This is a genomic window from Corallococcus carmarthensis, assembly GCF_003611695.1.
Taxonomy (GTDB): Bacteria; Myxococcota; Myxococcia; order Myxococcales; family Myxococcaceae; genus Corallococcus; species Corallococcus carmarthensis.
This window is the reverse complement of sequence record NZ_RAWE01000027.1, coordinates 33540-55730: the sequence shown is the minus strand read 5'-3', so window position 1 is coordinate 55730 and position 22191 is coordinate 33540. Positions and strand designations below refer to the sequence as shown.

Below are 22191 nucleotides of genomic sequence, written 5' to 3'. Positions count from 1 at the left end.
GGCGGCAGGCGAGCGGCGCGTCTCTGGGAGGCGCGCGCGGACCGGGGTATAGACGGGCGCCATGCACGTCTATGCCGCCGCGTTGGCCCAGGAGCTGGGCATCAAGCCGGAGCAGGTGGACCGGACCCTCGCGCTTCATGAAGAGGGAGGCACGGTCCCCTTCATCGCGCGCTACCGCAAGGAGGCCACGGGAGGGCTGGATGAGGTTCAAATCCAGTCCATCCTGGACAAGGCCACGGAGCGCGCGGAGCTGGACGGGCGGCGCGACACCATCCTGCGCAGCATCGAGGAGCAGGGGAAGCTGACGCCGGAGTTGAAGAAGGCGCTCCAGGCGGCGCGTACGCGCGCGGAGCTGGAGGACCTGTACCTGCCGTACAAGCCCAAGCGCCGCACGCGCGCGGCCATCGCCCGGGAGAAGGGGCTGGATCCGCTGGCGGACCTGGTGTGGAAGCAGGAGGGGCAGCGCGGGGAGAACGTGGACGCGCGCGTGAAGCCCTACGTGAACGCGGACAAGGGCGTGGCGGACGTGGCCCAGGCGTTGGCGGGCGCGCGGGACATCTGCGCGGAGCGGGTGGCTGAGGACGCCCGGCTGCGCCGCGAGGCCCGTGACCTGTGCACGAAGCGGGGCACGCTGGGCTCGGACGTGGTGCCGGCGAAGAAGGGCGAGATGACCAAGTTCGAGAACTACTACGGCCACCAGGAGCCGCTGTCCCAGGCCCCGTCCCACCGCGTGCTGGCGCTCTTGCGCGGGGAGGAGGAGGGCGTGCTGAAGGTGAAGCTGGGCCTTCCGGACGACGAGGTGAAGGGGCTCTTCACGGGGCGCGTGGTGACGCGGCCGCAGTCGCTGTTCGCGGGGGAGTTGCGCGCGGCGGTGGAGGACGGCTGGGACCGGCTGATGGGTCCGTCGCTGGAGTCGGAGCTGCGCGGGGAGCTGAAGGAGCGCGCGGACAAGGGCGCCATCGGGGTGTTTGGAGAGAACCTGCGGCACCTGCTGTTGACGGCGCCGGCGGGGGCTCGGGCGGTGCTGGCGTTGGACCCGGGGCTGCGCACGGGCATCAAGCTGGTGATGCTGGATGCGACGGGGACGGTGGCGGAGACGACGACGCTCTATTCGGAGCGGAGCGCGGACGAGCGGGCGCGCGCGGCGAAGCTGCTGGAGGCGGTGGTGCGCAAGCACAAGCCGGAGCTCATCGCGGTGGGCAACGGCACGGGCAGCCGCGAGGCGGAGGTCTTCACGCGGGACACGCTGAAGGCGATGGGCGTGCAGGTCCCCGTGGTGTCGGTGAGCGAGCAGGGCGCGTCCATCTACTCCGCGTCGGAGGTGGCGCGAGAGGAGTTCCCGGAGATGGACGTGTCGCTGCGCGGCGCGGTGTCGATTGGGCGGCGCTTGCAGGACCCGTTGGCGGAGCTGGTGAAGATCGACCCGAAGAGCATCGGGGTGGGGCAGTACCAGCACGACGTGGACCAGGGGCTCTTGAAGAAGAAGCTGGGCGAGGTGGTGGACTCGTGCGTGAACGCGGTGGGCGTGGACGTGAACACGGCGTCACCGCAGCTGTTGGAGCACGTGTCCGGCGTGGGGCCGTCGCTGGCGAAGAAGCTGGTGGCGCACCGGGCGGCGAAGGGGCGCTTCACCACGCGGCGGGAGCTCTTGAAGGTGAGCGGCCTGGGGCCGAAGACGTTCGAACAGGCGGCGGGCTTCCTGCGGGTGCGAGGGCCGGAGCCGCTGGATTCGAGCGCGGTGCACCCGGAGCGCTACACGGTGGTGGAGCGCATGGCGAAGGACCTGGGCGTGGACGTGGCGTCGCTGGTGGGGAACGCGACGCTGGTGCGCCAGATTGAGGCGAAGCGCTACCTGGGGCCGGAGCTGGGAGAGCTGACGCTGAAGGACATCCTGGCGGAGCTGGAGAAGCCGAGCCGCGACCCTCGTGGTGACTTCACGGCGCATGCGACGCGGGATGACCTGCGGTCGCTGGAGGACGTGAAGGAGGGGATGGTGTTGCAGGGCGTGGTGACGAACGTGACGGCGTTTGGAGCGTTCGTGGACGTGGGCGTGCATCAGGACGGCCTGGTGCATGTGTCGCAGCTGGCGGCGCGCTTCATCAAGGATCCGTCGGAGGTGGCGAAGGTCGGAGACCGGCTGACGGTGAAGGTCCTGACCGTGGACCTGGCGCGCAAGCGTCTGGCGTTGTCGGTGAGGGCGGTGCTGGAGGGTGGGGCGCCGCAGCCGTCGGGGCGGCCCGCGGCGGCCGCGAAGCCCGCCAGCGCGCCGGCGCAGCAGCAGCGGCCCGCGCAGAAGCCCGCGACGCAGGCTCAGGCGCCGGCGCAGAAGAAGCCGGAGCCGTTCAACAATCCGTTCTCGAAGCTGAAGCGCTGAGCGCCCGTCAAATTGGGCTGCTGATCGAGGCGGGCTGAATGAGTCTTGCCATCGCCTCGTGGTGACGCTGCACTTGCAGCAGCACCTCGGTTTTGTGCCTCATCAAATCCTGGCAAAAGCCAGGATGGTTGCGGCGAAGAGGCATGAGGTCGCAGCCGAGGATGGGGGATGCCGAAGTGGACCTCGCCTCTGCATTCATCGCAGACATGAGTGCGGCGCAATGGGGGTCTCCACGCCAACGTGCGCTCGCCGACCTGTCGGGTGTGTCCACATCTCGCATTGGGCTCAACGTCCAATCGCTCGACTCAGTACGCAATCTTGCGCGCTCCGGCTCAAGGGGGATCGAGCCTGCTCGCTCACGGTTCGGGTGCGCGTTTTGTGTGATTGATTGGATTTCCGGTGTTGCGGTATGTGCCTTGTTGGCCACCATTTCCTGGGAGCGCATTGTCCATGTGGACCGGTTCCATCCTGCAGAGGGGTGAGGGCAGACTGTGGGATGGTGGACACTGTCCTGCCATTGGTGGTAGTTCACCGCGCCCATTACAGACGTGAAGCAGCAGGCCGGCTTTTCGATAGGTGATGGATTTTGGGGAGCAGAACGTGACGTCAGGGGATGCTTTGAGTTGCCGTTGGATGCTGTTGTTGATGACCCTCTTGGTCATGCTCTCGCCTGCGCATGAGGCAAGCGCGGCCTGCTATCCGGATGGAGCAACCGAGGAATGTACAGTCGGGCTCTGCAAAGGTGAACGGTCCTGCGATGTACATTGGGGGAGTTGTGTGCCCTCTGGTCAGTCAATAGTCTCCTGCTCGGTCTGCGGGCGCCAGGGAAATGTAGCCTGTTCCGAGGACGGCAGCCTCATTCCGGGAACGTGTTCCGCCTATCTCAACCATGAGGAGTGCAATGGTTGTGATGATGACGGTGATGGGTTGATTGATGAGGATATCCCCCCACTCAATCTGCCCTTTAATCCATGTGATCCTCAAGGCAATGGCTGCTATGGCGATCTGCGATGTGTCGCAGGGGGTTGGGCCTGCGTGGTCAGGCCCAACCAATTCCTGAGCTGCTCGGATCAATGCGGCGCGACGGCACGCAAGCAGTGTCAGCCAGATGGAAGCACGGGCGTCTGCACGCGCACGACTGCTGCTCCTGAAGCGTGCAACGGCTGTGATGATGATGGCGACGGTGTCGTGGATAATGCTCCGGGGAAGGGCGCCGGCTCCCTGACTCGGGCTTGCGTAGGACAGAGCGGCGAATGCCCTGGCTCTATTGAATCATGCGGAATCCATGGTTGGTCGGGGAATTGCATCGCGCCTCAAGAGGCCTGCAACGGTTTTGATGACGACTGCGATGGTTCTATCGACGAGGGCGACGTCTGTCGGATGGATGCAATGACCTGTACCTGCACGCCCACGACCTGTGCAGCTCAGGGAAAGACGTGCGGAAGCCTTCCGGACGGCTGCGGCGGGACATTGAACTGCGGCAGTTGTGGTGCCAGCCAGACGTGTATCCAGAATACATGCGTGCAGAGTTGCACCCCCACGACCTGCGCAGCTCAGGGAAAGACGTGCGGAAGCATTTCAGATGGCTGCGGCGGGACACTGAACTGTGGCAGCTGTGGTGCCAACCAGACCTGCACCCAGAATACTTGCGTGCAGAACTGCACGCCCACGACCTGTGCAGCTCAGGGAAAGACGTGCGGAAGCATTTCGGACGGCTGCGGCGGGACATTGAACTGTGGCAGTTGTGGCGCCAACCAGACGTGCACCCAGAATACTTGCGTGCAGAACTGCACGCCCACGACGTGTGCGGCCATGGGCTATGCCTGTGGTACGTATTCGGATGGCTGCGGTGGAACGCTGGCGTGTGGCACGTGCCCAGGCGGGCAGGAGTGCTCGAACCGTGTCTGTGTTGAGCTGTGCCCGGCGAATGAAATCCGATGCTGCGACAACAGTTGTTCGGTACGTAGAAGGTGCGTGGCGACCAACTGTCCTCCCGAGTCCTAGGTCTTGATTTGGAGCGAAGAGGTAGCCTCCCAAATAGCTAATTCGAAGGGCAGAGTATGATTCGCGCAGTGTGGATGAGAGTGCTGGGAAGCATGCTGCTGGGGTTGGTCGCGGCGTGCGGTATTTCCACGGACGGAGCAGATCCCATTCCGTCACTAATCCAGGCAAAGGAACAGAAGCTCGACAACAGCCCATTGGTCGTTCCATTGGACACGATCATGGCGACTGAGCGGGCCTATGCAGGTACCGTCGCAGGGCAGGTCAAGACATCCTTTGACGTCAGCCCGACTGGCGAGGCACTTTATGATGTTCCCTTGTGGGTCCCTCCGGGACGTGCGGGGATGGCTCCGGCCCTTTCACTGGCCTATCGCAGCCGCGGCGGAAACGGGTTGCTTGGGATGGGCTGGAACCTCGCTGGCCTGTCTGAAATCACCCGGTGCCGTAAGACTTTCGCCCAGGACCAGATGACGGCTCCCATCCGCTTCACGGCGGACGACGCCCTCTGTCTCGATGGGCAACGGTTGGTGGCGATTGGGTCTACGGCCGGCGCAACCATCGAGTACCGGACCGAGGTGGAGTCGTTCGCCAAGGTCATTGCGCACGACGTCGTTGGCGGGACGCCTTCCTGGTTCGAGGTCTTTCGTAAGGACGGGCGGATCTTCTCCTACGGGCGATTTCCGGAATCGAATTCTCAATACCGGGGCTCTCGGGTTTCGCTGGCCATAGACCCTGTCAACGGACAGGTGAGTCAGTCATATGAAAGCGCTGCTGTGATCCTGAGCTGGGCGCTGTCGCGTGTCAGTGACCGGGCTGGAAACTACTTTCAGGTCTACTACACGCTCACGGGCACGCCGGCAGGTGGCTACGAACAATTGCCGGAGCGCATTGAATACACGGGCCATGTGAGCGACACGCAGGGGAACCTGCGGCGACGCGCGGTCCTGTTCAAGTATGAGCCGACGAATCGACCTGATTCGGAGGTCCGCTATGTCGGCGGATTGAAGCTCTTGTCAACGAAGCGGCTGCACCAGATCCTCATGTACGGCCCTGGTCTCGGCTCGACAGCTGCAACGCGTGATGACGAACTGCTGAGGAGCTACGAATTCGTCTATCGCAACGACAGCATTACGCGGCGCAGTCTGCTGCGGCGGATCTTTGAGTGTGATGGCCAGGAGGCCTGCCGGGAGCCACTGGAGTTCGACTACGACTCCGGGTTCGATTGCAGCGCCAGCCAGACCAATGACTGCGAGGATCCGGTCGTCCAACCTCATAACTTCAAGAAGATGGCAGCCACCGAGGCCATTAACGGTGGCGCGGGTGGATATCTTGCCATTCGAGACGTGAGGTGGCCCGGCCGGGGCGTCACCGCTGGGGCTCTTGTCGAAGGGGTCCAGGATTTCTGGACGCTGGAGACCCTGGACCTCAACGGCGATGGGCGTGACGATCTGCTCTATCGTCGCAATGATGATGCGGAAGTCTACGGCAACACCCGGGTTGTAGGGGATGGGACCTGGTACTACCGGCTCGCAACCGCAGGTCCTTCGGTCTTCGGTGAGCCCAGGCTCGCAGGTCTTCCCAAGTCGAAGATGGGAAACAGTGATGACGATCTCCGCATCGTGGACATGGATGGGGACGGCGTTCCAGAAGTCCTGGCTCTTCAGCTCGCGGACGGTCCCGCCGGGCAGAATGGCTACTTCCAGTTGTATAAATTCGATGGGCTGAAATTCCAGCCCGCGAACATCCAGGCCAATGAGACGTTTCAGTTTTGGTATAACCAAACTGCGCCCTCAAACGTGCCGGGCCGCTTCCCAGTCATGCATGTGGCTGACTTGAATGGTGATGGACTGCCGGAGCTCTTTCGCTCCACGCAGCAACCCCAGCCCAATGCCTGGGGTTTCCGGATGAATCTGGGTGGATTGGCCCTATCGGGCTATCAGCAGCTGGACATGAAGTCCGGCATTGACCACTCGGGTTATGCCGTGGATGTGGACGGTGATGGCAGCACCGAGGTCCTGGTTCGAAAGGGCCATGTGCCAGATGGCTCGGCGTCGCCTCGGGACAACTTCTCCGCGCCATATCTCGCGATAGGCGTGGGGCTGGGGGGAAGTCCTCGTGTTGCTGTTACGACGCTCTCCGGGCTTCCAACCTGGCCGATCGACAACACCAGCAGTGTCTATCATTATGATCGCACCTGGTTTCTGGATATCAACGGCGACGGGCTGCCGGATGCGGTCAGTGCGCGGCGGGACCGCGACACGAATGGGGGCGAGAATCAGGCGGGCAACCTTCGCATCGCGATCAACACAGGCAATGGTTTTCTTCCGCCGCAGGTTCAGCAGTTGGACGCGATTCAGCGGATCAGTCCCTCGTGGTTGAGTCTCTATGGGCGCAATCAGGACCCGGGCGTTCGCATCCTCGATTTTGATCACGACGGCAGACAAGATCTGCTGCTGACCGATTCAGGTAAGAATAACGGGTACGGTCCCAGTGACACCCGCACGTCCCAGTGGGTCCTCCTGGGTCGGGACGATCATTTCGAGGCCCGCGAACTGAAGCTGGAAGTCCCCGTTGGCCAGGCGGCGGGTGGACCGGCCCCCAACAGCCCATATGGCTTCGGCCAACGCTTTTCTCGGCTCTTTGACGTCAATGGAGACGGCTTCCAGGACCTCATCCAATTCGAACCTGATCCGAGCCTTCCGCCAAACGGGCCGAGCGAGAACCAGCCTCTTCTGCAGGTGTACGTCCGGCAGGGACGACTTCCGGACGTCATGACCGGAAGCCGGGAGGGGAAATCGGGGCGGCAGACTCGGGTGCGCTATCAGCACCAACTGGAGCGTCCCGCTGTTGAGGGACAGCCTCCCGTTTACACTCCTGGTACCTGTCTCGCTCCGCAGCAGTGCCCTCGAAGCGGACAGTGGATGGTGGTGGAGGCGGGAGTCGAAGACGGAACTGGCACCGGCCATTTCAACAACACGTTTTACTCCTACGAGTCCAGCCGCATGGACTTGCAAGGGCGTGGCTGGCTTGGATTTGCCAAGCGAACGAGCGTCAGTGCGTCCACGGGCGCAAGGACGACAACGACCTACGACAATCAGACCCGCACCGGGACGCTGTACCTGCATGCCGGGCTTCCGCAGACGGAAACCTCCGAGATCACGCTTGCCAATGGTGTGAAGCACATCAAGGAGAAAATCTATCGGTACACGGTCAAGAACAGTCCTGAAGGCCGCCCCTATGTCTTCGCGCATCAGGTGGTGGAGACAATGCTTGAAGGGCTGGGGAATGATCCTCCCATCACCAGGCGGAATATCCAGACGATAGCGCTCGATGACTACGGAAACCTGAAAGAAACGCAACAGCTGGACGATGAGATTTCGGCAGGGGCGCCTACGGGACGCAACTGGCGGGAAGGCACCTATCGCCCGATCATCGACAACAACACCTCTGCCTGGCTCCTTGGCATGGTGCGCGAAGTGAGGGTCGGAAGCGTCGCCATTGATGGAACGGATGAGACGCGTACCACGACGCATGACTACGACCCCGTGACGGGCTTCTTGATCCGAACCATCTCCGAACCGGGAGGTGGCGCGGACTTCGAGCTCAAGACCGAATACAAGCCGGACGCATTCGGCCTGATCGAACGGGTGACGCGAACCAGCCAGAACTCGGTCCGGGTGGAGTCCCAGATATTCGACACCCTGGAGCACCTCTTTGTTTCTACGTCCTTCAATGCAGCGAACCACCGCACCCGTTTCGCCCATCACCCAGGCCTGGGCGTCACTGCTATGGCAGAGGACCCGAACGGCCTGGTGACCCGCTTTCGCTACGATGGTTTCGGCCGGCTGCGTGCGACGCTGTCCGTCACGGGGGCCAACAAGACACTGCAGTATGGCGCGGGCTCGTCCGGATTGATGAAGATCACGGCCAGTGTCGCAGGGGTACAGCAGGTTGCCACAACATTCGACAACCATGGACGGGAAATCCGCAAAGAGACTCGCGGATTCGACGGAACCGTCCTCTCCGTGTCGTCGGTGTATGACAACCTGGGAAGGCAGGTCTTGGTTTCCCGCCCTCAAAAAAACAATGGGCCTCAAGCGTTTACGCACACGACGTACGACTTGCTGGATCGTCCTTTGTCTGTTGAGACGCCAGAGGGAACGACTGTTACGTATGTGTATGACAACCTGACGACAAAGGTCACTGATGAGCGCGGGAACCGAACCTCGTCTCGCCGGGATGCGCGTGGACAGCTGGTCTTCACAAGCTCCTTCATGGATGATGGGCGCGAGGTTCCGACCACCTATGCGTATGGCCCCTTTGGCGTATTGAGCCGTGTGTGGGACAGCAAGGGCCATGACATCGTCATCCAGCATGATCGGCTGGGCCGTAGAACCCAGGTCAATGACCCGGATACGGGTGTCACGATCCAGAATTTCAATGCTTTTGGCGAAATCCGGCGCGAGCAGGATGGCAGTGGAAAGGTCACCACCTTCGATGAGTACGACAGCTTGGGACGGAACACGAAGCTGACGAACTCGGACGGCGTCACCCGGTTCATCTGGGACACCTCGATGAAGGGCGCGCTCGGCAGTTCGGTCAGCCCGGATGGTGTCACCGTCACGCACTGGTACAACGCGCTTGGCCAGTTGTCCGAGAGCGACTGGAGCGTCAATGGCGCGACCTACCGTATCAACCGTTCGTATGACACGACGGGCCGGCTTGCCACGCTGAGCTACCCGGAAGCGGCCGGACAACGTCTCGTCCTGCGCCAGGGCTATACTGCCTATGGCCATCTCAAGGAGGTGCGGGATGATGTCACCCAGCACGTCTATTGGACGGCACAGAGCCAGAACGAGTATGGGCAGCTCACTGCGGAGCGGCTGGGAAACGGCATCCTCTCCCAGCGGAGGTATGATTCCCGCGGTCGGCTGCGCTTCATCGACTCCAGGGTCAGCGATCCTCAGTCGGCGTTCAACGGCCAGGTCCGTCAAGGGCTGTCCTACGCGTGGGACGTCGAAGGGAACCTCAAGAGCCGGAGTGACCTGCTCGCTCAGACGACAGAGGACTTCGAATACGACGCGTTGGATCGGCTGACGAAGTGGGCCAGCTTCCAGAATTGTCGCCGGTCGATGCTGGAGTATCGCTACGACGACCTTGGCAACCTGCTGGAGCGGCGAGTCCTCGAGGGAAGTGGCACCGCGACGAACAGCATCTACCCCACAGGGCCGGTCCGGCCCCACGCGGTGACGCAAACGCAGGCGGGAGCCTACACCTATGAGGACAATGGCAACCAACTGACCGGCCCTGGTCGCACGGTGAGCTATACGGCTTTCGACCTGCCGTCCCGTATTTCAGGGGGTGGGCGTGAAGTCACCTTCAAGTACGACGCAACTCAGACCCGTTCGGTCAAGACCAGCAGTCTGAGCGGCACGACGACCTACGTCGGTGGGCTGTACGAAAAGCGGCAGGCGAATGGGGGGACAGTGCATGTCTTCAACATCGCTGGCGGCGAGCGGGTCGTGGCTCAGTTGTTCTGGGAGGAGTCAAGCGGCGCGGTGACGTCCGAGCAACCACTGTATTTGCTGGGCGATCATCTGGGCTCGACGGAGACCGTGACCAACCTGGCCGCCAATGTGGTGGAGCGCCAGAAGTTCGAGCCGTTTGGTGGGCGCCGCCAACCGTATGCCCTTCCCATCGCGTCTTCTGTTGCCTCGGGGGCTGTCCGGATTGGCTTCACGTCCCATGAGGCCGACGACGAGTTCGGTCTGGTGAACATGGGAGGGCGCATCTATGACCCGGAGACCGCCCGGTTCCTCACGCCGGATCCCTTCGTGCAGTTCCCGCAAGAGGGACAGGCTTTCAACCGCTACGCGTATGTGCTGAACAACCCCCTGCGGTGGACAGATCCCACAGGGTTCGAGGCGGACGACCTCCCCGACGCCGGAAGCGTCACCATCGACGTCATCGGGCCGGCTCAACCCGCCCCTACGTTCGCGGCTGGCGCGGGTGCGGCTGAATGGACGGGAGCTCCCGCGCCAGTGGTGCTCTCCGCGGATCAGAACGGCACGTCGTCCTACGAAGCCCGGCACAAGTCGATGGTCATCCAGCAGCGCGGAAACATCGTCATGCAAGACCTGCGTGAGGGCCGCGCGCCGAGGACTGTGAAGGTGGGAATCTTCACCGACTACGAGCTGGAGGTTGCGCGTCGGGAATTCGTGATGGATGGTGTTCGGTATGTCATGACAGAAGGCCTGCTCTATCTGTCCTTGAACCTCATGACAGACGGTGCGTTTCGGTACGTGGCATCGGTCTTCCGTGGCCCCGTCGCGGATATTTCATGGGCCCTGGAGAAGGAGCTTCTCAAGGATGGCGCTGAGCTCGCCGCGGACGTCGTGCTGGTCGCCGCGGAGGTGGGGCCTGCGAGACAGGCTATTGCCAGTTTGCTGCAGCAGAGAACGCGCCAGCTCGCCGGGTTTGCAGGTGACGGTGTTCCGGTGATTCTGGACGAGAATCTTAGTCGGCGTGGTGCTGCCGAGGCGTTGAGGGACGCTGGATATAATGTTCGCTCGGTTCGTGAGATCTTCGGCCGAGGCGATGTCCCAGATTCCGAAATCCTTCGTTTTGCTGAAGGCGCGGATGCTCGCGTGCTGACGATGGATCGAGGCCGGCAGCTAGATGGCGGGTTCTTCCAGCGAGCAATTCAAGTTGACGGTCGCGCAACAGGAAATTCCAGCCTTTTGAAGGTCCTCGAAGATGCTCTTGGGGTGTCTCCGAAACGGTAAGGGTCATGAACGACAAGAACGAGAACGAAGCTGAAAGGGCCCGCCGCCTTGCTGCGTCCCCTGGCCATGAATGGCGATTGCTGGCGCATCGTCAATCAGGCGACGTGGACGTGAAGAACGAAGGGGTGTTCGATGAATTGGTTGTCGACCACTGGCTCCATATCGAGCAATTCGGCGAACGCGAGTGGTGGATGCGGGTCGGGGACGCCCGGATCCTGGTGCTGGTGCAAAGCAGTGGCGATGTTCGGGTCGATGTAGAGCGCGGCTTCTATGCACCCAACCTCGGAACCACGACGGATGAATGAGGCTGCGTTCGCGGCGACATGACGGAGATCACGGCACCAGGTGGCCGTGATGTTCGATTCGAGCGCAACGGCAACTTCAGAGGAGCGTGAGGGCACAACCTTCACTTTGCGCCCCACCTCCTTCCTTCCAAAAGAGGGCAGCGGTCCCGCTGGACTTGGGCGAGCGCTCAATCCAGCGGGAACAGCCGCGCTTCCTTCGCCAGCACCGTGTTGCGCGCCAGCAATCCCGTGAACCGCTGCGTCCCATTCCGCGCGTCGAACCGTGCCGCGATGTCGCGCGCCTGTGACTCCAGCCAGTCCTGCAACGCCCGCGTCCCATAACCCCCGTCCACCGCGTGCAGCGGGAACGCCTTGGGCAATCGCAGACTCACTTCGTCCCGTCCGTCCGCCACCACCTGCCCCAGCAGGAAGGACGACGCCGTGTAGAAGCTGAACCGGTCCCGGTGGCTCGCGTGCTCCAGCGCCCAGCCCAGGTGCTTCTCCAGCAGCGTCAGCCCTCGCGACAGGTTGCCCGTCAGCGCCAGGAACTCCAGGTGCTCTCCCACCGTGGAGAGGAATTCGCGGTTCTTCGCCACCATCGCGTAGCCGCGCACGTGGCAGTCCCGCGCTTCCTTCATCCGCTCCAGCTTGAAGAACGGATACAGCAGCGTCCCCAGCGTCAGGTGCGGGATCTCCGCGCAGGACTGGCGCCCGTCCAGGATGGGCTTCGCCTTCTGGATGGCCTGCTCCCACTCGCCCTTGTCCACGTGGTGGTCCAGCTCGTCGTCCAGCTCGCAGACGCGGCAGTCCGTCAGGTGATCCCTCGGCGCCACCAGCCACGCCTCCCACAGGCGCTCCGCCTCCGCCGTGTCCCCCATGTCCCGGGCCATCTGGTAGCGCAGCTTCAGCGCCGCCCGCTTGCCCGCGTCCAACTTCGCGAAGCTCTGCTCCACGTCATCCAGCGCGTCGGCAATCTGCTTGCGGCTGATGTGCGGGAACTCGTCCAGCCGCCCCACCACCCACTTCTGCTTCCAGAGCATGTCCTCCGGATCGAACCGCTGCGGGTCCTTCTTCTGCTGCCCCCGGCACCACGCGAACGCCACCAGCGCCTTGTCCGGATAGCCCCCGAACGTCGCCGCGTCGATGAGCGCGTCCCGCAGCTCGTACCCCAGCGGCACGTCGCCGTGCACGTCCACCAGCCGCACCGCCTCCTCCAGTGCACGCACCTTCGCGTCGCCTTCCGGCAGCTCGTCCGCCTGCGCGCGCAATGCCTCCACCTGCTGGTGCCAGTCCCCCATCAGTGCATCCCCCGCGAGCCCGGACCCGACGAACCGCCCCCGCCCCCACCTTCATCCAGCCGCGCCGAGATGAGCCCCAGCAGCCCGTGGTTCAACAACGCCATCTCCTGCGCGTTCAGCGGGTGCTGTCCCAGGAGCAGCGCCTGCACGTAGAGCATCTCCACCGACAGCTTCAGCAGCTCCCGCCCCTCCACCTCCGCCAGCCTCCGCACGACCGGGTTGTGCAGGTTGAGGCACAAGAGCGCCCGCTCCTGGCCGCCCGCGCCCGCCATCACCCCGTCCAGCACGCCCGCGTACAGGTCATCCGACTCCTCACGCGCCCGCTCCGCGTCCCTCCGGAACGCCCCTTCCGCGTCCGAGCTGTAGAGCGTGGGCACCTCCGCCGGGAAGAACTTCTTCACCTCCACGCCACATCGGAACGGCGCCAGCACCGCTTCCGCCAGACGCAGCAGCGGATAGATGGCCTCGCGTTCGTCCAGCGTCAGCTCCTCGAAGCTCTGCGGCAGGTCCGCCGACGAGAACGGAGCCACCTGCGCCTCCGGCACCACGTGCGGCAGCTTCTCCAGCAGCGCCGTGTCATGCGTGTACGCCGCGTTCAGCACGCACAGCCCCTGCGCCGCCGCCACGCGCGCCACCTGCCGGAATCCGTCCAGCGTCGGCGTGTAGCGCACCACCGGCCACGACCGCCGGTAGTCCGCCAACGTCATCACCCCGAGCGACGTCTCGAAAGGCAGCCAGTTGATGACCAGCCGGTAGAAGTCATCGTCATCCAGCGCCAGCCCCTTCACCGACAACCCATGCAGCGCAATCAGCCGCTGCAATGCCCGCGGCTCCTCGTGCGCCAGGTCCATCAGGTACTTGCGCAGGGACTGCCCCAGGGCCTCGCGCGCCTTCGCCAGCACGGTGTCTTCGTAGAAGGACTCGCGGCTCGCGGTGGGCCTCAGCCCGTTCCCGTTCACCACGCACTTCACGAAGAACGCCCACTCCGGCAGCAGGTTCTCCGCGCTCTCCGACAGCAGCATCTGCTTCAGGTACACGCGGTGCTTCTGCTTCGCGTTGAAGTGCGGCGACGCCGGCAGCACGTACGCCACCCCGTCCACGTCCCCCGCCTCCGAGCGCAGCGGAATCACATCCAGGAAGTCCGTGCCGAACACCTCGCGCCCGTACTCGAGCAGCGCCTGCCGCCGGTCGCCGGGCGTCTCGTAGAAGCGGCGCCAGGGCGGCCCATCCGGGTTGAGCGTCTCCGTCTTCCCGTCCACCGTGAGCCGGACGGGGAAGGGCAACAGGCCTCCGTAGTGCTTCGCCAGCTGGCGCACGCGCTCCGGCGTGAACCACTCCACCATGTCCGGACGGGCCACCAGGTAGACGTGCGTGCCGGGCGCGTCCAGCGGGTGCTCGGAGACGCGCACGTCGTAGGTGCCGTCGTGCCGGCCCCGCCACTCCAGCGTCCGCCCATCCCCCTTCGCCGAGCGCGTCACCACCAGCAGCTCGTCGCACACCATGAAGCACGACAAGAGGCCGATGCCGAACTGGCCGATGAAGTCGTTGCGGCGCGCTTCCAGCTGCTCGCGCTTGGAGGACTCACCGATGGTGGCCAGGAAGCGGTGGATCTCCTCCTCCGTCAGGCCCACGCCCTCGTCGGTGAAGAGCAGGGTGGGCGGGCCGCCGTCCTGCTTCTCCCGCAGCTCCAGCCCTACCGCTCCGGTGGCCTGGGGCTCCAGCTGCTGGCGGGCGCGGATGGCGTCCGTGGCGTTCTGGAGCAGCTCCCGCACGTAGACCCCGGGCGAGCTGTACAGGTGGTGGGACAGGAGGTCGATGACCCCACGGAGGCTGACTTGGAATCGATGGTCCACGCGGCCATCGAGCGTAGCGCGCTGCTTCCTCCCCGGGGCCACAATCCCCCGCCGTGGGTGGATGAAGGCATGTGTCCTTCCCATGGCAACCGGACGCACCAGCCCCCTTCCGCCTCCCTGGTGGGGTGGTATGTCGCGCCCCGGCGGTGCGGCGCCCCTGAGGCGGCACGGCCACATGTCGTCACTTTCCTTCCTCCTGGAGCGGACAACGATGGGCAACAACCTGAAGGCAGTGGTGGTGGGCGCGGTGCTGGGTGTCGCGGGTGCGGCCTTCGCGCAGGGCACGCCGACGACGCCGGCGGCCCCCAAGGCCGAGGCCAAGGCGGCGGGCAAGGCGGCGGGCGCGGGCAAGGCGGCGGCCACGGCGGGCAAGACGGAGGTGACGTGGTGGGGCCACGCGGCCTTCGTGGTGAAGACGCCGGGCGGCGCGGTCATCGCCATCGACCCGTGGCTCACCAACCCCAAGGCGCCGCAGGGCGCGACCTGGCCGGAGGCGGTGGACGCCATCCTCGTGTCCCACGGCCACTTCGACCATGTGGGTGAGACGAAGGCCCTGGCCCAGAAGACGAGCGCCAAGGTGTACGGCTCCTTCGAGCTGGTGTCGCAGCTGGGCCTGCCGGAGGCGCAGGGCGTGGGCGCCAACGTGGGCGGGACGTTCACGGTGAAGGACGCCACCATCCACCTGGTGGAGGCGGTGCACTCCAGCAGCTACCAGGCGGACCCCAAGGCTCCGTCGCAGTACGCGGGCGCGCCCCTGGGCTTCGTCATCGAAATCGCCAACGGCCCCACGCTGTACCACGCGGGTGACACCGGGGCCTTCCAGTCCATGGCCCTCATCGCGGAGCAGTTCAAGCCCACCGTGGCGCTGCTCCCCATTGGCGGCCACTTCACCATGGACCCCGCGCAGGCCGCCGTCGCCTCGAAGCTGCTGAAGGTGAAGACCGTGGTGCCCATGCACTACGGCACCTTCCCCGCCCTGACCGGCACGCCGGACGTGCTCACCACCGAGCTGAAGAAGACCCGGTCCACCAGCAAGGTGCTCGCCCTGGAGCCCGGCAAGGCCACCGCGCTGTAGGCCGTCCCGGCGGGTCGTCTTCTTTCGCGCTCGTCCGCCCCGGGTGGACGGGCGCGCTGTTTTTTCCGCCAGTCATCAGCATCCGTTGCAGGACGCCGCTGCTGACCTGGGGCCGGGTGGCATCCCGGAGGCGACTGGGTTATTCCCCGCCTCGTGCGCTTCCGGCGGGGTCCGGCCGCGCGCGTTCGAGGGGTGTACCGGTGTCGGTGCTGGTTTTTGGAAGGGGGACCTGGCTGGCCACGCTCCTGGCGGACGTGGTCGCCGCGCATGCTCGCTCCCCCGCGCCCGTCCCGACGCCCCCGCTTCCGGAAACCCCCTCCGGCCGCGCCCGGGGCCGCGCCTTCCTGCGCCGCACGCTGCGGGCCTCGGGGCTCGTGTATGGCACCCCGGTGCCGCTGCCCTCTCCGGTGGACGGTGGTGAGCCCTTCGACGTCCCGGCCCGAGCAGTGGAGGACGAGCTGTTCCACGCCGTGGTGCGCACGCTGGCGCGCATGGCGCTGGACCTGGCGCGGGTGATGGACGCGCCGGAGGGCCCCCGGGTGGAGCAGCTGCTGGTGCTCTTCGCGGTGCTGGCGGGCGAGCTGGACCTGGCGATGGCGCTGGACGCGCGGCTCGCGGCGGGGCTGCCGGTGCCCCGGCGGATGGTGGGCCGGGTGGAGGACGCGCTCGACAAGCGGGCGCCATCGCTGGCCGGGGACCCGGTGTACGGGCTGGTGCTGCACAACGGCGCGCAGTACGCGGACGCGCAGCTGTTCTGCCGGCAGGCCATTGATTTGTTCTCGAGCGGGCGGCTGTCGCGCGCGACGGCCGAGCGGCGGCGGGACTTCGCGGCGCGGCAGAAGGCGCTGCTGGTGGACGTGCTCACCGCGCTCGCGTGCGTGGATCGCGAGCCCAGCCAGCCCGCGCGCCGCGCCATCCTCCGGCAGGTGGAGGGGCTGAAGCTGCCGCACGCGCTGGAGGGCGAGGTGAAGGCCGCGGTGCGCCAGTCCTTCGAGCGCAAGCGCGACGTGCGGGACGTGGTGCGCCGCGTGCGCAGCGTGGACATGCGCCACCTGCTGCTGGAGCAGACGCTGCTGGCGGCGCTGGTGGATGGGCGGCGCACGCGGCGGGAGCGGGCCTTCATCGACACGCTGGCGGGCGCGCTGCATGTGCCGCAGGCGGAGCTGCGCCGTCTGGAATTGGAGATGGCGGAGTTCTACGCGCGGCACCGCTCGCTGGTGGATGTCTTCACCGTGTCGGACGCGGCGGGCGCCATGGGCGAGGAGCTCATGGGCGGCATGCAGGAGACGCTGGAGAAGAACTTCCACCGGCTGATGCAGGAGGCGCGCGAGACGGGCGACCTGGCGGTGCTGCTCACCAAGGCGGCGCGGCGCCAGAAGCTCACCGACGACGAGCGCCAGCGCATGCGCGCCCAGCTCATCGACGTGGCGAAGGCCATCCCCGCGCTGGCCATCTTCGCCGCGCCGGGCGGCATCCTGCTCCTGGCGGCGCTGGCGAAGGTGCTGCCCTTCAGCCTGCTGCCCAGCGCCTTCCAGGACGGGCCCGCGGTGGACTCCGACGACGAGGACACCCTGGAGCGCGAGGCGGGGTGAAGCCCGCGTGACGTCCGGGTGAAGCCCGCCGGACGCGCGTGTCGCGAGGAGTCCACCCGATTGTCACGACGCGGGTGCGCCCGGGAGACGAGCGTACGCGGCCAATTCCTGTTCAAGGGGTCGCACGCATGCGCGGGTCGAAGCGGTACGGGCAGTTCGCCGGCTGGATGGCACTTCTGTGGCTGGGAGGCTGCGGACCGACGGAGGCCAACCGGAGCGAGCAGGCCGGTGCCGCGCTCGCCAGCGCGCAGACCACGTCCTTCCAGGATGGGGTGTCCCCGTCCACCGCCTACGCGGGCACTCGCGACGCGATGATCGAAGAGGAGGACTCCGACGCGAACCACGGGACGGACACCCGCCTGTCCGCCAGCGGGGACACGCCCGCGGGCAGCGGCAACGAGAACTACGTCCTCTTGCAGTGGGACGTGTCCGCCATTCCCGCGAACGCGACCGTGCGCTCCGCCTCCATCGTCCTGTCGGTGACGGACAAGGCGGATCAGTCCTACGGGTTCTTCGAGGTGACGCGCGCCTGGACGGAGAAGCAGGTCACCTGGGAGCGGGCGGATTCGTCGCATGACTGGGCCTCCAATGGCGCGGACGGCGCGGGAGACCGGAGCACGGTCCTCCTGGGGGCCATCCGGGCCGCGTCGACAGGGACGTACACGGTGCCGCTCAACGCCCAGGGGCTGGCCGTGGTGCAGAAGTGGGTGGGGACTCCCGGCGCGAACCACGGCGTGATCATCGCCGACAAGGATTTGGACAACCGGCTGGAGGTCCGCTCGCGCGAGGACTCGACGCGCACCTCACGGCCGAAGCTGGTGGTGACCTGGGACCTGGACGGCCCCGTGCCGGGGACCGGGAGCGCGACGTACACGGGAACGTGTGATGGATCCGCGGGCGTGGCGCTGGAGGGAGGCCTCTTCCTCAACCTCAACGACGAATCCCAGACGGCCCGCCTCTATGCGCGGGGACAGAACAGCGCTCCGGCGCAAACGCGCGAGTTGAACAGCATGCTGGGGCTGTCCTCATCGGACGAGGCGGACTTCGAGGACGCGGCGCGGGTGGGCAACCGCATCTTCGTGACGACGTCCCAGGCGCGGAACAAGAACGGCGTGTTGCAGGCATCGCGCTACAAGTTCTTCGCGCTGGACGTGTCCGGCACTGCGCCCCAGGCCTCGCTCCAGTTCGCGGGCGTGTCGTCGAACCTGCTCAAGGACCTGCTGGACGGGAGCAACTGGACGCAGCCGGATGCGGCCGTCCTCTCCCTGCTCCAGGCCCGCTCGCGGCTGTCGGAGTCGACGGTGGCGGAGCTGGCGCCCAAGGAGCAGGGCACCAACGTGGAGGGCCTGGCGGCGCTGCCTTCGGGCGGACTGGCCATTGGCTTCCGCAATCCGCAGGTGGGTTCGAGCGCATTGGTCGTCACGCTGACGAACCCGGACGCTGTCGTCACGGGGAGCCGGGCGCGCTTCGGTCAAGCCATCCGGCTGGAACTGGGAGGGCAGGGGATTCGCGGCATGGCGTGGTCGGAGGCCCACCAGGCGGTGCTCGTGCTCAGCGGTCCCCATGACGAGACCCCGGGGCCCTTCGCGCTCTGGAAGTGGAGCGGTGTCGCGGGTGCCGCGCCGGTGAAGGTGCGCGACCTGACCGCCCCGTCGGACTCCTCGCCCGAGGCGGTGATTCCCGTCCCGGGGACCCGCGACGTGCAGGTCCTCTTCGACATGGGTGCGCACCTCGTGGGCGGCGCCGAGTGCAAGGAAGCCTCGGTCTCCAGCCAGTCCTTCACCGATGCCGTATTCACGGTGGAGTGAGGCGCGCGCCTTGCCCTACTTCGCCTCGGTGATGGTGACGCGCAGGTGCTGGGACAGCGGCGTGCCGTAGCGCGACGCGGGGACCCGGCGCACGGTCTTGTCGGTGTCCAGCGTCCACTCGGGGGCGCCCTGGTGGGGGCCCACGGCGGGCTCCTCGTCCAGCTCCGTGCCCACGTCCCACAGGTACACCTTGGGCGTGACGTCGCCCGTCAGCGGTGTGTTGTCTTTGTCGAACAGCGCGATGCCCTGCTCGTCGGTGCCGAAGAACCAGTCATTGGACTGGCCGAACATCGTCGCGAAGGACAGCCGTTCGGCGGGGCGGGCGGTCACGGTGAACTCATACGCGTGGCCCGGCAGGAGGGGGCCGGGAGCGGACGCGTCCACGGGGGTGTTGAAAGTGCCCGACGTGCTCACGCCCGTGGGCGGAGTCGTGGTGATGGCGCTGGCCAGCCGCGAGGCGTCGCCCGTCTCCGCGAGCGCCTCCAGCCCCTGGCCCCGGTCCTGCGTGCCTTCGGTGAACAGCGGCGCCGCGGCGTTGTGCACGGCGAAGACGCCCGGTGACAGGGGCGTGGCCACGCCGTTGAGCGGCGTGAGCCAGGTGTGCAGCGCGGTGGCGTCGCCGCCTTCCGCGAGGGCTTCCAGGCCCTGGCCTCGGTCCGGCTGGCCCTCGGTGAAGAGGGGCTCGCTGCCCGCCGTCACCGTCCACACGCCCGGCGAGATGCGCACGGGCTTGATGCCTTCGGAGGTGCTGAGGGTGTTGCGGTCGTCGGAGACGTTCTCGATGCGCACGGTGAAGCGGTGCGTGGCCGCGTCGTGGGCCAGTTGCACGCGGATCATCGACGCGAGGTCCGGCAGGGCGAATGGCACACCGCTGCTGAGCACGGGCCGCGAGCCCACGCGCCGCACCTTGGGGGTGAAGTCCTTGATGCCCGGGCCGTCCGTGGCCGTGGCCTGCTTCGGACCGGTGTGCGCGCCCACGGCGGGTTCCTCGTCCACCTCCGTGCCCGCGTCCCAGAGGACCACGCGCGACGTGATGTTCCCGGTCAGGGGCTGTCCGTCGGAGGAGTAGAGCGGAATGCCCTGAGGTTCGGTGCCGAAGAACCAGTCGTTGGATGCTCCGAACATCGTCGCGAAGGAGAGCCGGTGGTTGAGGCCCGCGGTGAAGCTGAACTCGTAGGTGTCGCCAGGAGCCAGCGGGCCCGGGGACGTGCCGCTCAGCTTCGTGTCGAACCGGCCGGACTTGAGTTGCTGGAAGGGCGCCACGTTCTCGATGCGCACGCGGAAGCGCCGGGAGGACGGGTCGGTGTCATCGCCGGAGCCGCAGGCGGACAGTGTGAGCAGACCCAGCGCGGCGCAGGCGGCGCTTCCACGGAAGGAGCGGATGGACATGGAGGCAAGTCTCCCTGGGCCTCGCGGAAATGCGAAGCCCGGCGGCATGGCTCCTTCTACGCAGGACTGATTCCAGCGGTTACGTCCGGTGCGGCTTCCACTCGGGGTGGAGGCATGGATGGGATTGCCGGGGAGGAGAGGCGGGGCAGGAGCGGCGTCAGGAATTGCTCCAGCGCCGCGAGGTTGCCGGGCCGGGACGTGTGCCCCACGTAGCCATCCGGACGCACCAGGATGAGCGCACCTGTGCCCGGGGCTACGTCGTAGGCCCGGTGTGCGTGGCCGTGCGTGTCGAGCACGGCGTCAGCCTCAATAGATGTTCCCTTCGGAATGATACGGACGACACGCACGGTGGCGCCGAAGCGTGCGTGGGTCGTGGCCTCCGGTCCGAAGGCGAGCAGCGTCCAGTGCGGGCCGCGAAACCTGTCCGACAGTCGGACAGGTTTTCCGTCCGCATCCACGCAGGGCGCGTCCGGGGCGCGGTCACCCGCTTGCACACGCGCTGTGTCGCCGGGGGCCGCTGGTGCGAGGGGGCCGCCGCGATAGCTCCAGCCCAGCTGCCGCAGCTCGTCGCCCCGCTTCATGGCCTTCATGCGTCCCTGCAGCATGCCATCGAACAGCTTCGAGGACAGCCCGAGCACCCGCGCGGCGACGGGCAGCCGCTCCACCTCGTAGGTGTCGAGCAGGGCCGGGTCGGCGCCCTGGAGCACGTGGCCCAGCTTCCAGCCCAGGTTGTAGGCGTCCTGCACGCCGGTGTTGAGGCCCTGGCCTCCGGTGGGAGGGTGCACGTGCGCGGCGTCGCCCGCGATGAACACCCGGTCCACGCGGTAGCGGTCCACCATGCGCGTGTTGGGGCGGTACACGGACAGCCAGCTCGCGTCGTGCAGCCGCAGCTTCGCGCCAGGGCGTGCACCCTCCTGGATGCGCTGGTGGATCGCGGCCTCGGTGAGCTCCGGCACGGTGTCGCCGGGCTTGACCTGGAGGGCGAGCTGGAAGCGGCCTCCGGGGAGAGGACACAGCGCCACCATGCCGCCCCTGGCGAAGGGCCACACATGCCAGTGCGAGGGGTCCAAGCCCTCCACGCGCACGTCGCCCACGACGATGCGCTCCTCGTCATGGGTGACGCCGCGGAGGGCCAGGCCCAGCTCCTTGCGCACGCGGCTGTGTCCGCCGTCCGCGCCCACCAGGTATTCCGCGCGGACGGTCTCCTCCGCGCCGTCACGGGTGAGGGTGGCGGTGACGCCGGTGGCGTCCTGGGTGAAGCGGGTGAGCGCGGTGCCGAACTCCACGGTGACGCCCAGCGACGCAAGCCGGTCGCGCAGGATGCCCTCGGTGCGGGCCTGGGGGACGAGCCAGGCATTGGGTCGGGGGACGTCCGGCGTCGGGGCGCGGGGGGCCATCATGGTCCAGCGCCCCACGACGAAGCGCCGCCAGTGGATACGAAGGCGCGGATAGTCCATCCCCGCGGCGAGCACGGCGTCGAGCACGCCCAGGTCGTCCAGCACCTCCAGCGTGCGAGGCTGAAGTCCCTTGCCGCGAGAGCCGACGAAGGGCAGCGGCGCCGCGTCCACGATGCGCACGCGGATGCCCCGGCGCGCGAGGTCGCACGCGAGCGTCAGGCCGGTGGGACCGGCGCCAATGACGAGCACCGGCAGGGTTTCATGGGACATGGAAGGTCTCCTGTCGCGGGGGCATTCGTGGCCCGGAAGCGATGGAGACAAGAATGTAAGGGACT

At 66.4% G+C, this 22191-nt stretch carries 10 protein-coding genes; 6 read left to right on the top strand and 4 right to left on the bottom strand.

The genetic code is table 11. The features are described 5' to 3' along the window. Positions 1 to 61 precede the first annotated feature (61 nt). The 3 genes from D7X32_RS10570 (at position 62) to D7X32_RS10560 (ending at position 11465) form a co-directional block, all read left to right on the top strand. Positions 62 to 2374 carry a Tex family protein gene (locus tag D7X32_RS10570; protein ID WP_120602398.1) on the top strand — a complete coding sequence of 771 codons (2313 nt, stop codon included), beginning with the start codon at positions 62 to 64 and terminating at the stop codon, positions 2372 to 2374. A 2096-nt stretch (positions 2375 to 4470) separates the two neighbouring features. Continuing rightward, positions 4471 to 11160 (top strand): DUF5615 family PIN-like protein, encoded by a 6690-nt coding sequence (locus D7X32_RS10565; RefSeq protein ID WP_158625656.1) that lies wholly within the window; start codon positions 4471 to 4473, stop codon positions 11158 to 11160. Between the two features lie 5 nt (positions 11161 to 11165). Beyond that, positions 11166 to 11465 (top strand): hypothetical protein, encoded by a 300-nt coding sequence (locus D7X32_RS10560; protein WP_147450101.1) that lies wholly within the window; start codon positions 11166 to 11168, stop codon positions 11463 to 11465. Positions 11466 to 11632: 167 nt separating this feature from the next. Here D7X32_RS10560 and D7X32_RS10555 read toward each other — a convergent pair whose 3' ends face one another. Then, entirely contained in the window at positions 11633 to 12745 is a 1113-nt protein-coding gene (locus D7X32_RS10555) for a hypothetical protein (RefSeq protein ID WP_120602395.1), read from the bottom strand. Continuing rightward, positions 12742 to 14595, bottom strand: a complete 1854-nt coding sequence (locus D7X32_RS10550; protein ID WP_120602394.1) for an HSP90 family protein — start codon at positions 14593 to 14595, stop codon at positions 12742 to 12744. The genes D7X32_RS10555 and D7X32_RS10550 overlap by 4 nt, the downstream gene beginning before the upstream one ends. Positions 14596 to 14806: 211 nt before the next feature. Here D7X32_RS10550 and D7X32_RS10545 point away from each other — a divergent pair, with 211 nt between their 5' ends. From D7X32_RS10545 to D7X32_RS10535, 3 genes are all read left to right on the top strand, one after another. After that, entirely contained in the window at positions 14807 to 15670 is an 864-nt protein-coding gene (locus D7X32_RS10545) for a metal-dependent hydrolase (RefSeq protein ID WP_120602393.1), read from the top strand. Between the two features lie 200 nt (positions 15671 to 15870). Beyond that, positions 15871 to 17262, top strand: coding sequence for a TerB family tellurite resistance protein (locus tag D7X32_RS10540; protein ID WP_244238947.1), 1392 nt, complete (start codon positions 15871 to 15873; stop codon positions 17260 to 17262). A 128-nt stretch (positions 17263 to 17390) separates the two neighbouring features. After that, complete coding sequence (locus tag D7X32_RS10535) at positions 17391 to 19070, top strand: DUF3616 domain-containing protein (protein ID WP_120602392.1); 1680 nt, start codon at positions 17391 to 17393, stop codon at positions 19068 to 19070. 15 nt (positions 19071 to 19085) lie between these two features. Here the strand turns inward: D7X32_RS10535 and D7X32_RS10530 are convergent, their stop codons facing one another. Both D7X32_RS10530 and D7X32_RS10525 read right to left on the bottom strand, forming a co-directional pair. After that, positions 19086 to 20459, bottom strand: a complete 1374-nt coding sequence (locus D7X32_RS10530; protein WP_158625655.1) for a spondin domain-containing protein — start codon at positions 20457 to 20459, stop codon at positions 19086 to 19088. Positions 20460 to 20515: 56 nt separating this feature from the next. Next, positions 20516 to 22126, bottom strand: a complete 1611-nt coding sequence (locus D7X32_RS10525) for an FAD-dependent oxidoreductase (RefSeq protein WP_120602390.1) — start codon at positions 22124 to 22126, stop codon at positions 20516 to 20518. Positions 22127 to 22191 lie beyond the last annotated feature (65 nt).

What these genes read in the sequence shown, in the direction of transcription:
- D7X32_RS10570 (WP_120602398.1), top strand. Translation starts at nt 62, where the DNA reads ATGCACGTCTATGCCGCCGCGTTGGCCCAGGAGCTGGGCATCAAGCCG.
- D7X32_RS10565 (WP_158625656.1), top strand. Translation starts at nt 4,471, where the DNA reads ATGCTGCTGGGGTTGGTCGCGGCGTGCGGTATTTCCACGGACGGAGCA.
- D7X32_RS10560 (WP_147450101.1), top strand. Translation starts at nt 11,166, where the DNA reads ATGAACGACAAGAACGAGAACGAAGCTGAAAGGGCCCGCCGCCTTGCT.
- D7X32_RS10545 (WP_120602393.1), top strand. Translation starts at nt 14,807, where the DNA reads ATGGGCAACAACCTGAAGGCAGTGGTGGTGGGCGCGGTGCTGGGTGTC.
- D7X32_RS10535 (WP_120602392.1), top strand. Translation starts at nt 17,391, where the DNA reads ATGCGCGGGTCGAAGCGGTACGGGCAGTTCGCCGGCTGGATGGCACTT.
- D7X32_RS10530 (WP_158625655.1), bottom strand. Translation starts at nt 20,459, where the DNA reads ATGTCCATCCGCTCCTTCCGTGGAAGCGCCGCCTGCGCCGCGCTGGGT.
- D7X32_RS10525 (WP_120602390.1), bottom strand. Translation starts at nt 22,126, where the DNA reads ATGTCCCATGAAACCCTGCCGGTGCTCGTCATTGGCGCCGGTCCCACC.